Annotated in this window: 14 protein-coding genes; 2 read left to right on the forward strand and 12 right to left on the reverse strand. The window is 59.9% G+C overall.

The window, feature by feature from the left end:
- Positions 1 to 305 precede the first annotated feature (305 nt).
- Positions 306 to 2,435: a sodium:proton antiporter gene (locus tag Q4B98_RS05265; protein WP_303196141.1), complete on the reverse strand. Its 2,130-nt coding sequence runs from the start codon at positions 2,433 to 2,435 to the stop codon at positions 306 to 308.
- A 425-nt stretch (positions 2,436 to 2,860) separates the two neighbouring features.
- On the opposite strand from Q4B98_RS05265, the gene Q4B98_RS05270 reads away from it, so the two are divergent.
- Both Q4B98_RS05270 and Q4B98_RS05275 read left to right on the forward strand, forming a co-directional pair.
- Positions 2,861 to 3,427: a WhiB family transcriptional regulator gene (locus Q4B98_RS05270; protein ID WP_303196038.1), complete on the forward strand. Its 567-nt coding sequence runs from the start codon at positions 2,861 to 2,863 to the stop codon at positions 3,425 to 3,427.
- A 72-nt stretch (positions 3,428 to 3,499) separates the two neighbouring features.
- Complete coding sequence (locus Q4B98_RS05275) at positions 3,500 to 4,255, forward strand: HAD family hydrolase (RefSeq protein ID WP_303196142.1); 756 nt, start codon at positions 3,500 to 3,502, stop codon at positions 4,253 to 4,255.
- 50 nt (positions 4,256 to 4,305) lie between these two features.
- Here the strand turns inward: Q4B98_RS05275 and Q4B98_RS05280 are convergent, their stop codons facing one another.
- The 11 genes from Q4B98_RS05280 to rpsF all read right to left on the reverse strand — a co-directional run bounded on the left by Q4B98_RS05280 (position 4,306) and on the right by rpsF (position 13,777).
- Positions 4,306 to 5,631 carry a DUF4921 family protein gene (locus Q4B98_RS05280; protein WP_303196039.1) on the reverse strand — a complete coding sequence of 442 codons (1,326 nt, stop codon included), beginning with the start codon at positions 5,629 to 5,631 and terminating at the stop codon, positions 4,306 to 4,308.
- The gene (gene serS / locus Q4B98_RS05285) at positions 5,628 to 6,902 is read right to left on the reverse strand and encodes a serine--tRNA ligase (protein ID WP_303196040.1); all 1,275 of its coding nucleotides are present in this window, start codon (positions 6,900 to 6,902) and stop codon (positions 5,628 to 5,630) included. Before serS ends, Q4B98_RS05280 begins: the two co-directional genes overlap by 4 nt.
- Before the next feature lie 121 nt (positions 6,903 to 7,023).
- Positions 7,024 to 7,569 carry a DUF2382 domain-containing protein gene (locus Q4B98_RS05290; RefSeq protein WP_303196041.1) on the reverse strand — a complete coding sequence of 182 codons (546 nt, stop codon included), beginning with the start codon at positions 7,567 to 7,569 and terminating at the stop codon, positions 7,024 to 7,026.
- 94 nt (positions 7,570 to 7,663) lie between these two features.
- Complete coding sequence (gene pheA / locus Q4B98_RS05295; RefSeq protein WP_303196042.1) at positions 7,664 to 8,590, reverse strand: prephenate dehydratase; 927 nt, start codon at positions 8,588 to 8,590, stop codon at positions 7,664 to 7,666.
- A gap of 44 nt (positions 8,591 to 8,634) precedes the next feature.
- Positions 8,635 to 9,366 (reverse strand): leucyl/phenylalanyl-tRNA--protein transferase, encoded by a 732-nt coding sequence (gene aat / locus Q4B98_RS05300; RefSeq protein ID WP_303196043.1) that lies wholly within the window; start codon positions 9,364 to 9,366, stop codon positions 8,635 to 8,637.
- Positions 9,367 to 9,958: 592 nt separating this feature from the next.
- Positions 9,959 to 10,813: an undecaprenyl-diphosphate phosphatase gene (locus Q4B98_RS05305; RefSeq protein ID WP_303196044.1), complete on the reverse strand. Its 855-nt coding sequence runs from the start codon at positions 10,811 to 10,813 to the stop codon at positions 9,959 to 9,961.
- A gap of 186 nt (positions 10,814 to 10,999) precedes the next feature.
- On the reverse strand, positions 11,000 to 11,665 hold the full coding sequence (locus tag Q4B98_RS05310; protein ID WP_303196045.1) for a hypothetical protein: 666 nt from the start codon (positions 11,663 to 11,665) through the stop codon (positions 11,000 to 11,002).
- 291 nt (positions 11,666 to 11,956) lie between these two features.
- Positions 11,957 to 12,406, reverse strand: a complete 450-nt coding sequence (gene rplI, locus Q4B98_RS05315; protein ID WP_303196046.1) for a 50S ribosomal protein L9 — start codon at positions 12,404 to 12,406, stop codon at positions 11,957 to 11,959.
- Between the two features lie 15 nt (positions 12,407 to 12,421).
- A complete protein-coding gene (rpsR, locus tag Q4B98_RS05320) occupies positions 12,422 to 12,661 on the reverse strand; it encodes a 30S ribosomal protein S18 (RefSeq protein WP_303196047.1) in 240 nt (79 codons plus the stop codon).
- A 124-nt stretch (positions 12,662 to 12,785) separates the two neighbouring features.
- Positions 12,786 to 13,376: a single-stranded DNA-binding protein gene (locus Q4B98_RS05325; RefSeq protein ID WP_303196048.1), complete on the reverse strand. Its 591-nt coding sequence runs from the start codon at positions 13,374 to 13,376 to the stop codon at positions 12,786 to 12,788.
- Positions 13,377 to 13,486: 110 nt separating this feature from the next.
- A complete protein-coding gene (rpsF, locus tag Q4B98_RS05330; protein ID WP_303196049.1) occupies positions 13,487 to 13,777 on the reverse strand; it encodes a 30S ribosomal protein S6 in 291 nt (96 codons plus the stop codon).
- Positions 13,778 to 13,786: the final 9 nt, after the last annotated feature.

The raw sequence follows: 13,786 nt of genomic DNA on the forward strand, positions 1-13,786 counted from the left end.
TTTCAGTTGTCGTTTGAGACCACTGGTTTCTGTCACCCAATTTCGGATCTGTGGATAAACCTGGGTGGCTTCGAACCCCTGTGGATAAAAGCTCGGCAGGATTGCCACCGCCAGCACCTCACAACATGGGTGGTGATCTGGTTCATGACCGTGCTTGCTGCTATCCCACGTGGCAGCACCCCCACCGACAACCCGAATTACCAGGCTACGAAGCCCAGGACCAAGGGGAGCGGTGCAGCAGAGACCCGACTGCAGTCCCTCAGAGAAGAGCCCAAAGACAGCCCAGCCGCCTCAGGCCCTTCCCCTCATTCGCTCGGCGAGTCCGCCGACATAGGAGACGGTCGTCCCGGACTCAGCCGGTCAAAACGCGGTCGAACGGGTTCAGGCGCGCGCCCATCCGACCCGCGCCCAGCCTGGCCCAGGTGGGTTCCTGGGGGACCAGAAGCCCGGACTCCATCTCCAGCCGCCTTGTCACCTTGCACCTTGCGATCGGCGTCAATGCGGTCCCGGACTGCCTCCTCAGAGGACGGCACAGACATTGTTTGACGCTTCGGTTCCTCATCCTCGACGGGGCCATGTTCCGGCTCCTTCTTCCACTCGTCACCCAGGTAGATGATGGTGTCCCCATTCTTCGGGGCATTCATGTCCACGTTCGCAACACTTACCGACGATGGCTTGACGACAAACATTACGACTGCCTCAGGCATGGTCTGGCGGAATCGTTCCCAGGTGCGGTTCTCGTCCAGTTCAACCCGACGCACTCTCTTACCGGTTCGCCACATCTTGTCCATCGCCGAGTGGGTCGTCGGTGGATCGAAGGCCGTCCTGGCCTTGAGGATCTGTGCAGTGCCGGTGGTGGAATCCTCGGCGTCACCTTCATCCAATCGCTCAAGCTGGAAGACATTCGCCCGCCCTAAGACGCGCCGATAATGCACCGACGCGATGGAATTCGTGTCATCGTCAGGAGTACATGCCACCATCGACGCGATCCCCGCGAGGTCCATGTCCTCGGTCGCATACTCGGACAAGAAATCCGCAGCCTCACACCTGAGTCCTGCTTTCCGGGCTGCGTAAAGGTCATAGGCACGCCGGGTGACAATGAGCGTCGGCACATCGAGGTCGCGCAGTGTCTTCGCGGTGTCAATACTCCAGGAGGGTGACCCGGCAAACATCACGCCACGCGGACTTGCCGACGCCAACCCCAGCTTCTCCGCGAGTCGTCCTATACCCAGGCCGTAAATCGCCACGGTACACACGATGACAAGGAACACCAGCGGCACCAGCCGATCGACCTGGCTCGCCATTCCAGCGATCTGCTCAGCGAACGACAACAGCTGTTTTGCCCGCTCGGGGTCAGACTCGGCGATCTCATTGGCCTGCTCCCTGAGGTGGCTGGCAGACTCGCTGAACTCCATCGCAAAGATCGACGCGATCGACGCGGCCACGATTCCTCGGGGAGCCATAAAGGCCATCAGAATCCGCTCCTGCCGGGTCGTTTCGGTCCGCCTCAGCCCCAATGCCACCGACACCGGCCGAATCACCAGCACGAGCAGAGCAACGAAGATCAGGCCCGTAGGCAAAACATCGACAATCTGAGAGGGCGTCACTCGCCCGGCCAGCATGATGAACAGCACCCCGACCAACAGCACTTGCAGGTGTTCCTTGAACTCAATGACGGGTTCAAGTTCAAGATGACGCTGGTTGGCGAGGTAGATACCGAGCATCGTCACCGCGACCAGCCCTGACTCCTCACGCAAGGAATTCGCCCCCACACAGGTACCGACGGCGATCCCAACAAAGATCACACCCTGGAGGAAATCCGGGATGAGGTGGTGTCTCATCATGGTGGTGACGACCCACCCGATTGGTGCCGCGAAAATCAACCCGACGAGCAGGGTCAACCCCAGGTCCAGCACACCTTGTCCGATCGAGGACCCGTCGATACTGCTGATGGCCTGGTAGACCAACAGAGCCAGAATCGCACCTAACGGATCGACGACAATACCTTCCCACCTCAGCAAGGCGCTCACCCGCCGGGTAGGCCTCAGCTGACGCAGGATCGGGTTGATAACCGTCGGACCCGTGACGATGAGTATCGCGCCCAGCAACAGGGACACCCGACCGTCAAACCCCAATGCCATCGCCGCGAGGGTGATGAGAACCCACGCGATTCCTGCCGTGATGGTGCACAACCGGAAAATCGGTCTTCCCAAGTCCCGAACCTCGCGGAGCTTGAGTCCAAGTGACCCTTCGAAGAGGATGATTGCCACTGAGAGGTTCACACCATCAAACAGGAGCTGCTTTCCGAAGATCTCATCGGGGGTAACCCACTGTCCGAGTCCGAAACCGATCACCAGGAGGAACAGCAGCGCGGGCAGGCGCAAACGCCATCCGAGCCACTGAGCACCGACCGCAAGCGCGAGTACGAGTGCCATGTATGTTGCTGCATCCACCTGGGCACTCTAACCGGGACAACGCCTGTTCTTCTACGCGGGAGACCCAGCGCCCTGGGAAAACCGGCTACCCGGGAGACCCAGTACCCCGGAATACCCAACACTGTCCGCGACACCAGCGTCAGCTGCCAGCCACCCCCTCAGCAGCGTCGGGGTATAGACGAAAGTCGAATTGGTTGATACCGACCTGTACAAACGTACAGATTTGTGTGGCGCAAGAATTCACCCATGAGATTCACCTCAGCAGCGGAAATCCCGAAATGGTCACGTGTACACCACTCTGACAAGGCTATTCAGACATCCTATTTGGTCACTGTCAACGTTAAATCAAAACCTGAAATGCGCTTGTAACATCACAGTCAACTGACGCCGACTACGCCGCTTTGACCCATTGGAAAGGAGCCACCGTGAATCGGACGAACGATTGCACCCTCCCGCCCTGCGCCAACCTCAGAGCGGTCTTCCAACATCCCCTGCTCGAGGGTGACAGCAGTGCCGCTACACCCGATCAACAGCGTCTGGAACGTCATTTGCAAGCCCGCGCCCGAGCTGCCTGTTCCACCTGCCCTTTCTTTGAGCAATGCCTTGAAAGCGCCATCCTCGACCACGACGTCGCTGGATTCGCTGCTGGCACAACGCCGCGCCAGCGTTCCCGCATTCGCTCCCGCCTAGGGGTTCGAATCCGTCCCGATGACTTCGAGTCTTTCGCCGGGATTGTCGGTCGCGGACACCAAGTGTGCACTCAGGACGTGGTCAGACTCCGCCAAGCCCACGCTGACCAGCCGTTGAGCTTCATTGCGGACCGTCTCGGCTGCTCCTTGTCGACTGTGAAGCGCCATCTGCGGCGGGCTCGCGACAGCTCGCCGGCCCCGCGCCGCAAGGCTTCCGCAAAGGTGAGCACGACCAGATTGGCCACCGCGTACGAATCCGTGACCGGACGCCCTCACCCTATGCGAACCAGGTTGGCTGCCTGAGAAAGACACATTCTGTTCACCGCGTGCTCATCACACGGTGGCAAGCTGTCGACCATGACATTTCATCCTCGTATGGTGGCCCTTGACATCGACGGGACCCTCGTCGACATCAAGGGCGAACTCCCGGACTCAGTCCGTAAGGCGGTCTCCAAAGTTGACGTTCCCGTCGTCTTGGCGACCGGGCGAGGGCTGTTCGGGGCGATCCCCGTCCATAAAGCTCTCGGCCTGCAAAAGGGACACGCCGTCGTGTCCAACGGAGCTGTCACCGCAACGATGTCCCCCGTTGACATCGAGTCACAAGTCACCTTTGACCCGCAACCCATCATCGATCACGTTATGGACGTGTACCCCCAGGCGCTCATCGCGGTCGAGGAGGTTGGCGTCGGATATCGACTCAACCAGCTCTTCCCCGCAGGGGAGCTACAGGGCGAGCTGCACATTGAGACGATCAACCAGTTGCGCTCCCGCCCGACTCCGCGCGTCATCATCCGTGACCCGAACGGTTACGCCGATTCCTTCCGTGATCTAGCCAGCAGCCTCGACCTGCACAGCGTCTCCTATGTCATCGGCTGGTCGGCGTGGCTCGACATCACTCCAGAGGGTGTGACGAAGGCCTCCGCCCTTGACGACCTGTGCCGTCTCAAAGGAATCAACCCCACAGACGTTCTGGCAATCGGTGACGGCAACAACGACATCGAGATGTTGCAGTGGGCGGGGCGCGGAGTCGCTATTGGTGACGCGCCCGACTTCGTCAAGGACATTGCTGACGACGTAGCTCCCTGTTTTGCCGACGGCGGCACGGCAGTTGAGCTGGCCCGGTGGTTCTGAAGTGGGCAGACGACGGATATGACAATTACAGCCACGACGACGCGTCAGCGTCATCCCAGCTTTGTCGAGGCCAAAACCCCGCGCGGAATGACGCATTCTTCACCCAAATCCATAGCCGCAATGCGTCCGGCTTCCCGCGCCTCAAAGAGCTTTGGCAACAACATAGCCGCCAGTGTTGCCGGCGAGATGGTATTGACGTAGATCTTCGTTCCGCCCTCGAACCCGGCCAATGTCGAAACTCGCAGCTTGAGGATGATTCGCCACGGCACCGGCACACCGGTTCTCAGCGGACGGTAATGCCACTCCTCGTTCGCTGGCACGTCGTCACCGACGGCGACGTGGGCGGCGTGCAACAGGTCGGAAACGGCGTCGATACCGTCAGGATCAACTCGCCAGGGTTGGTCGGCTCGACTGGTCGACCACACCTCCACCGACGGGTAGCGGTGCCCGAACCCTACCGTCATGACAGCACCCTCATTGCGGGCCAGCACCAGGCCATGCTCAACTGCGAAATCTGGCCCCCAGCGATTGAAAAGATCTGGGTCGAGGACGGCCTTGGGCAGCACCGATTCGTTGTCGGCACCCACCTCGTCAATAGCCACCAGCTGCTTGTGCAGATGATCGAAAGACGCTCCAGCCGGCTTGAGCCAGTTCTGGAACGCCACCACGTAGCGAACGTGCTTGTTGTGACGGTGCAGCTGGACCATCGAGTCGACGGTCAGTGCCATGAACGCCCGATGTTCGTTGACGCTCAGACTCCCCGATCCGGCGAGGTCGGCGGTCGTCGTCCCGTCGTCGGTGTAGTGCCGCTTGGCAATGATGACGTCATGTCCACCAGCAAAAAACGCCGCAGAGGCCGCCCGCAGCTCTTGAGGGTTGAGATCCTCGGCACGCTGATCGGATCCGATCGCTGTGAATTTGGCGTTGAGCACCGACCGGACGTGGGCTTCCCCCGCCGGATTGGACAAGTATTCTTCCTGCCATTCTCGTGACGCTCGAGGCAGGTCCATCCCCCAGTTGAGCTGCCAGTACTGCCACGACAAGATCTCGAAGAGGTTGGGGACCCGTCGGAACTCCGCAACAGTGGCATTGAGCTGATCCGCAGGGACACACCGCATGAGGTCGTGGTCGCACACCAACCCGCCCGGGCGCTTGACGAGCCGAGTCTTCTCCGGAGGGGTCGACAACAGATTGTCCGGGCAGAAGGCACAGGCTGCCCGACGATCATGCTCAGTCAGTTCCCGGATATGTTCCGGCGGTTTGCTCAGCGGACGAGCTCCCCGACCGGGCACCGTCCACACCTTCGTGCCCGTGAACGGGTTGACCTGCTTGATGGTGCCGTCGGGCAGTTCCCGGTAGTACGGCTCCTCACTCACTTGGACGGCTCGATGAACTCGCGGCCACCCAAGTAAGGACGCAGTGCCGCAGGCACGCGCACCGAACCAGCAGCCTGCTGGTGGTTTTCGAGCAACATGATGATGATGCGGGTCATCGCGCACAGCGTGCCGTTGAGGGTGGCCAGCGGCTCAACCCCGTCGGGTCCGCGATGACGGATGGAGAGGCGACGGGCCTGGAAGGTGGTGCAGTTCGACGTCGAGGTGATCTCGCGGTAGCGGTTCTGAGTCGGCAGCCAGCCATAGCAGTCATACTTACGAGCAGCCGACAGACCCAGGTCACCGGAGGCAACATCAAGCACCTGGAACGGGATCTCCAGGGCCGAGATGAAGTCCTTCTCGAAGCTCAGCAGCTTCTCATGCCACGCTTCGGCCTCCTCAGGCAGGCAGTAGACGAACATCTCAACTTTGTCGAACCAATGGACACGGAAAATACCCCGGGTGTCCTTGCCATAGGACCCGGCTTCACGTCGGTAACACGGAGAGAACGCGACGTAGCGCTTCGGGAGCTCAGCGTCGTCAAGAATCTCGCCGGAGTGGAAAGCCGCCAGGGCAACCTCCGACGTCCCCACCAAGTATTGGTCGTCTTTCGGCAGGTAGTACACGTCGTCGGCGGCCTGGCCGAGGAATCCGGTTCCGTCCATGGCTGAGGGCTTGACAAGGGCCGGTGGAATCATGGGGGTGAATCCCCACTGTGCCGCCTTGGACATCGCCAGATTGAGCAGGGCGAACTCAAGCTGGGCACCGACACCGGTCAGGACATAGAAACGGGAGCCAGAAATCTTGGTGCCGCGCTCCATGTCGATCGCGCCGAGGGACTCACCGATCTCCAGGTGGTCCTTGGGCTTGAATCCCTCAGCAGCAAAGTCCCGAGGCGTTCCGATGGTCTCCTTGACGACGCCCTCGTCTTCGCCGCCAGCAGGAACACCGTCAATGACGATGTTGCCGAGGGTCTTGGCCAGCTCGACGAACTTGGCGTCAGCCTCGTCAGCAGCCTTCTTGAGGTCGGAGACCTCCCCGGCGATCGACTTGGTGCGGGCCAGTAACTCGGCTTTCTCGTCGCCGGACGCCTTGGCGATGCGCTTGCCCAGCCCCTTCTGTTCAGCACGCAGGTTCTCGTGGGCGGCGATGGCCTCCCGGCGGGCCTCATCAGCAGCGACAATGTCGTCGACGACAGAGGGGTCCTCGCCGCGGGCGACCTGGGAACGGCGAACGGCGTCCGGATTCGTTCGCAGGAGCTTGGGATCGATCATGTGGCCGATCCTACCGGTCGAGGCTGCAAGGAGTGGACGGCAAAAAAGCTCGGCAGGATCCGCGATGTCCACCCGGGCCCTGCCGACGTTGTTGTGAAGCGATCAATTCATGACGTTGACGTCACTTGTTCTTGGGCTGCTTGGCCTGATCGATGTCGATCTGTTCCTTGGCGACCTTGCCGGACACAGTCTGGGTGTCCTGGGTCGTTTCCTTGCCGATCTTGATCTTCTCGGCGGCAACGGTCTCCTTGTCAACGGTCGGACGCTCCTCGTGACGAACAACGGAGCCATCCTCGGCAATGGGGGACTTATGAGTAGTTTGCGGCTCGGTATCGGCTGCCCTCTGAGGCTTCACGCCAGCGATCTGGTCACCAGAGACACCGTCACCATCCGCACCCCGGTTTGCCCTGGCGTCGGTTGTCTCATCGGCGCTTTTTGTTTCACCGGTGGTCTGACCAACGACGCCACCAGCAACGCCGTTGTCGGCTACGTCAGAGGCGGGATCGTTATGAGCCGTGAAAGCGTCGGAGTAGTACCGGTACAACTCGTCAGTCTCATCCTCAGAAAGGTGGCCGTCCGGATTGACGTTTGGAGCGTCCTTCACCTTGTCCTTGGTGTAGGGCGTGCGGATCTGGTCACCGGAAGTCTGGAACCCTCGGAACGGCACAAAGGTCTCGTTGCGTTAATCGAATTTTGTCAACACCCTCGTTTCGATAGTATTAATATGTTACCCTCTGCTCGCGCCGATAATGTGTACACCATCATTTTCCGATGGTCCGTTGAAACCACTTCTCCGCAGCCACGTAATCCTCGTCCCTGAAACCACGAATGACGTCCGGGTCATCAGACGGCGCAAAACCCCTTGTAGAACCATTTGGGTAGGAGCCAAGGAAGATCACCTCGCGGCTAATCCGGTACAACCCCTTGAGGGCAGCGGCCATCCTCTCGTCCGAGACGTGGCCGATGGCGTCGATAGAAAAACAATACTCACCGAGGCGATCCTTGGTCGGCCTCGATTCGATTCTCGACAAGTTGATTTTGCGAAAAGAGAACTGCTGAAGGATTTCCAACAAAGCACCCGGATGATCGCTTGGGGGGACGACGACAACCGTGGTGCGATCATCCCCTGTTCGAGGAATCATTTGACCACTTCGTGCCACCAAAATGAACCTCGTGACAGCATCCGGATTGTCAGCGATCTCTCGCGCCACAGCTGTCAACCCGTACATCGTTCCCGCGACTTCAGCGCACACGGCGGCGTCAAAACGCGATCGTGGGTCAGACACCTCCTTCGCCGCAGCGGCTGTTGACCCACCCTGGGTGATTTCGGCGTGCGGCGGGAGGTTGGCGGCAAGCCAATCTCGACACTGGTTCGCGGCATGAGGATGGGTCAGGACGTTGCGGATCGATGGCAGGGTCGTCCCGGGTCGGGCATAAAGATTGAATTGCACCGGAATGACGACCTCGCGAACAATTTGCACACCACCCAGGGCGGCCAGGGTGTCGAGGGTCGCACTCACCCCACCCTCGACAGAATTCTCAATCGGGACCAACGACGCCTCGACCTCGCCGTCGACAACCCCCTGCAATGCGGCACCAACCGTCCCGTAAGGGCGGGCGTCGACGTGGCCGAGGGTCTTGAGGGCTTGATGGGTGAAAGTGCCTGCGGGGCCGAAATATCCGTACACGGCGTCAGCTTATCTGCGAGATCACCACGGCGGCACCGGCTCCGTCAGGCGGGCATTGTCTGCAGACACTCGAGGAGCTGAACGCCGTTCCATGCCGGATCATCAGGACTCGTCCATTGCGGAGCTGGACGGCCTAGGGCCTCGTCAAGGAGGTCAAGGTATTCCGCGCGGTCAACCTCGGTGACGCCAAGACTGGCCAGGTGCGGCGTACTCCACTGCACGTCCAGCAATCCTGACCCAAGCTCACACACCAGCCTCAGCAGAGCCGTCTTGGAAGCGTCGCGCCCGTGATCGGGGTCGTGGAACATTGATTCACCGCTGAACAATCCACCCACACTGACGCCATAAAGCCCGCCCACAAGGCGACCTTTGGTGTCCCACGTCTCCACCGAATGAGCCCAGCCTCGTTCATGCAGGTACTCATATGTCTTGATAATGCGGTCATCAATCCAGGCATAAGGGCGATCGGGATCAGCACATCGCACGATGACATCGTGAAAGGCGCGATCGATGGTCGTCGTCTGATGTTTGGTCGTCTTGCGCAGGCTACGAGCGACCTTGACACGGCCGGGAAGCAGGATTCCTCGGTGCATGGGAGACCACCACGCCGTAGCCCCCTGAAACTCCGCAGGTACCTCATCGTCAGTGATGGGCATGGGGAAAACGCCCTCGTGAAGTGCCGCCAACACCAGGTGGGGGCTGAGAGCGCCCGTGATCGCGATGAGGTCGTCGTCAGGCCATTGGTCCGGGTCGCCGAAGAGTTCTGGAACCGTCACTGACCTAGCCTCCTGTGTCGACGCTGATCCATTGTCTAACGAGATCGAGTGCGAGCCGTAGCTCACGGGGAACCACGAGCCAAGGGTGCGCTTAGGTGCGTTCACTTGTCCATATAGCTCCACGAGCTGGTTGCACAGAGCCTGCCCATCTTGGGTACCTGTCGATTTTTGTCGGCTGAGGTTAGCACTGAGCACTCCTGTGCCCCATCCTCTACCCCAACTGTCGTTTTTCGCACCAGGGAGCAAGGGGGTTCACATCCGGGGGGATGCACGATGCGAGGCGCGGTGAGCGAGCCTTGATGGACATTACGAGGGAGACCCACGCTGAGAAGCTGAGGTGCGCCCATGGTCTAGCTCGGGGTGAGATCCAGGTCCCGCCGAACCACACCGGTCGAATTACATCCGTGTGACTTATCCCCAGCTGGTGGATAACCCTGTGGATAACTTTTGAGATCCCGGACGGCCGCGAAGCTCGAGAAATCACTGAGAATCGAGCCGGGAGCATGAGGCAGGTTCACCTGCCGCAATAGTCCGTGCACAGCACTGAGGGGCCAGCCCGCTGGAACAGGCTGGCCCCTCAATACGCCAACGATCAGGCAGTGACCACGTTGGTCAGGATGAGAACGATCATGATGATGCCTATAACTACGCGGTACCAGATGAACCCGGTGAACTTGTTCGAAGACACGAACTTCAGCAGCCAAGCGATGGACACGTAGGCCACAATGAGAGAAACCACCGTCGCCAAAATCGTCGGTCCCCAACCAATCGCATCGGCGCCGCCGGTGGTGGTGGAAATGTGGCTGGAAGCCGTGATGATCTCGTATATGCCGGCGGCCACCAACGCTGGGATACCCATAAAAAACGACAGGCGGGTCGCGGTCGCGCGATCGAACTTGCGAAACAGACCGGCAGAAATCGTCGCACCCGAACGGGATATGCCGGGGAACAGCGGTGCCAGAGCCTGGAAACAACCAATGAAGATGGCGTCAAAAATGCCGACGTCATTCATGCCGCGCTCGAGACCTGACTGCCGGTCAACCAGCCACATCACGCCGCTCCAGGCGATGAGAGCGATGGCGACGACCCACAGGGAACTCAGGGTGTTCTCGATCGCGTCCTTGAACACCAAACCGACGATGCCCACCGGAATCGACCCGAGGATAATGCCCCAGCCGAGGGTGTAATCCGGATCGCTGCGTTGTTCTTTGTGGGCCAGGCCCTTGCACCATGCAACGACGATCCGCACGATGTCAGACCAGAAATAGATGACGGCGGCCATGATGGCACCGACCTGGATGATCGCGGTGAAGGCAGTGATTCCGGTGCCCTGAATCTCATATCCCAACAGCTTCTCGACGATGCGCAGATGGCCGGTGCTAGAAACAGGCAGGAACTCGGTAATGCCCTCGACAATGCCGAGGATTACGGCGTGTAGCCAGTTCACGAATAGAAACCTCTCGATTGGGGGCCGTGCGGATGCGACAAGCGCTGATCTACGCCAGTGCGTCCAGGACACAACACCATAGACGTCGAGACTGACAATTTAAGTGTTCATATGTCGGGGCGCTTGAGATCAATGACCGTGGTCGAAGGTAAGTGGTCCAGGATCGTCGCCATTTTCCCCGCCGAATCAGGGGTACAGGAGGTATGTCTGACCGTCTGCGACGTGCCAGACAGAAACCCCCGTCACCCCAACCTCGAGGGGCACCACATTGGCCAGAATCTCTACGGCGCGCCTTTGAAGCTCGAGAGGGACCTGATACCCCATCGTGACGTGCGGATTCCACCATCGCGGCCCGTAATAGTTGAACGTGGTGACGCCTACCGCAGCCAGCCGTCGATGTAGCCGCTCATGGGGGCACCTCAACGCTTCTGGAATTCGTGAGGTGCAAAAACCATCACCCTGGGCCAGGGCTGAGCACGATTTAGCACCCACCTCCTGCGAGGTGTCAAAAATCGTCGTGGAGTCGCAGGCAGTGGGTTCTGAGCAGGCCGAGCGAGAGCGATGTGAGTCGTGCGGACACAGGGCCACCACATTGTCAGAGTTCGGCAACTGACACGCTGTTGTCAGCGTCACTCGCTCCGGCCACCCAACGTCGACAAGATCAGAATCAACACCATTCATGGTCGATACTGCCGCCACCGTAATGTGGGCAGGCTCGTGCAGTACCGGAATCGCGGTCGCCACAAGCTGATTACGGATACCGCGAAGAACCTCTTGAGCCTCATCATCGAGGGTGAGCGACAAAGTGTCAGTGAACACGACGCCGGGCTGCCAGTCGCTATTTTTCGTCACCTCGCGCCTCAATCTTGTTACAACTCCGCGGGAAGAGTCACACTTCCCGTGCATATGTAGTGACGTTACTGGCACCTTCGTCATCTGGCTCAGCGCCGGGCAGCCGGTACAAGGCCGGTCCGTCGCCATGAATGTCTTCGACAGCGATGGGACTCGGGAAATCCCCTGCGGCAGCGGAGATCAAGGCGCGGCAGCAAAGATCATGGCCCGATCATGATTCTCACCGACGGCTACGCAACAGGGGAGGGCACCTACATGGGCGTCCTCCCCTACGTCTGCGTATGTGTCAGATCACGCGGCAGGAACAGTCTCCACTGTGACGTGACCCTTGATGGCGTCATGCAGCTTGACACCGACGGTGTGCTTACCGATGGTCTTGATCGGCTTGTTGATCTCGATAGCCCGCTTATCGAGGGCGGGGCCACCAGCCTTCTTGACGGCCAGAGCAATGTCACTCGGAGTCACAGCACCAAACAGACGACCACTCTCGCCAGCCTGAACGGTCACCTGAACCACCAGGTGCTCCAGCTGCGAGCGAATCTGCTCGGCATCTTCCTTGGACTTGATCTCCTTGGCCTCGCGGGCACGGGTGATGTCCTTGATCTGGGCCTCAGCACCGCGCGTCCACTTGATCGCGTAGTTCTGCGGCAACAGGTAATTACGACCGTAGCCGTCCTTGACCTCAACGATGTCACCGGGGACACCGAGCTTGGCCACCGGAGCAGTGAGAATGAGCTTCATGTCTTTCCCCCCTTCTCAGCGAGCCGTCGAGGCGTACGGGAGCAGCGCGAGCTCGCGAGCGTTCTTGATCGCGATGGCGACTTTGCGCTGATCCTGGACCGTCAACCCGGTAACGCGACGAGCGCGAATCTTGCCTCGCTCAGAGATGAACTTGCGCAGCAGGGCGGTGTCCTTGTAGTCCACCGCGCCGATGTGCACGGTCTTGATGGGGACGACCTTCTTCTTGTTCACAGACTTGCGCTGTGGACCGGCCATTGTGGTGCTCTCCTTCTTATGAAAGCCCGGCTCTCGCCGGAATGTGCCTTGTCCGTGGCCCCATACGGGGCGCCGAACCTGATGTTTCTTGTATCGATGGCGCGATGATCGGCGAATCTACCGATCAGAACGGCGGTTCGTCGGTCTGGGCTGAAGCCCAGGGGTCGACTCCCCCACCACGATTGGCGTCACCGTTGTTGTAGGACCCCTGGTTACCGGAGTTTCCACCCCAGTTACCACCCTGGCCGCCATTGCCACCTGACCAGTCACCCTGGCCGCCACTGGGATTTCCGCCCCAGTTGCCACCCTGACCACCGCCAGTATTGCCACCCCAGTTACGTCCACCAGAGGACTGGTTGCGAGCCACCTTGGCCGAGGCGAACCTCAGCGACGGACCCACCTCGTTGACGTCGATCTCGTAGGAGGTACGACGGTTGCCGTCGCGATCCTCATAAGAGCGAGCCTTGAGGTTGCCGTTGACGATGACACGCATACCTTTGGACAGCGACTCGGCAACGTTCTCGGCGAACTGACGCCACACTGAGCAGTTGAGGAACATTGCCTCACCGTCGCGCCATTCACCGGTCTGCCGATCGTAGGTTCGCGGGGTCGATGCCACCGTGAAATTCGCGACAGGCACCCCGTTAGGGGTGAAGCGCAGCTCAGGATCAGCAGTCAAATTGCCAATCACCGTAATGGGTGTTTCGCCAGCCATGTCACTCTCCGCGGTTTGGGATGTTGCGAATCAATGGTTCCAGTGTGCCGCTCGCCTAGGACAGTTTTCGGGATCACCCGAGAACAGAGGCGAACACGGGTCCTCGATCCTCAGTGGATCTCGGGACGCATGACCTTGGTGCGCAGAACCTTCTCGTCGATGGCGAGAAGACGATCCACTTCCTGAATGGTCGCGGGTTCACAGGTCGCGTTGACGACGACGTAGATGCCTTCCGACTTCTTCTGAATGTCGTAGGCCAGGCGGCGCTTGCCCCACACGTCAACATTGTCGACGGTGCCCTTCTCGTCAGTAATGACCTTCAGGTACTTCCCCACGAGGGAATCGACCTGACGCTCTTCGACGGTCGGATCAATGATGATCATGACCTCGTACTTACGCATACGCTGACT

The sequence above is a fragment of the Cutibacterium sp. genome (assembly GCF_030525615.1).
Lineage (GTDB): Bacteria > Actinomycetota > Actinomycetes > Propionibacteriales > Propionibacteriaceae > Cutibacterium.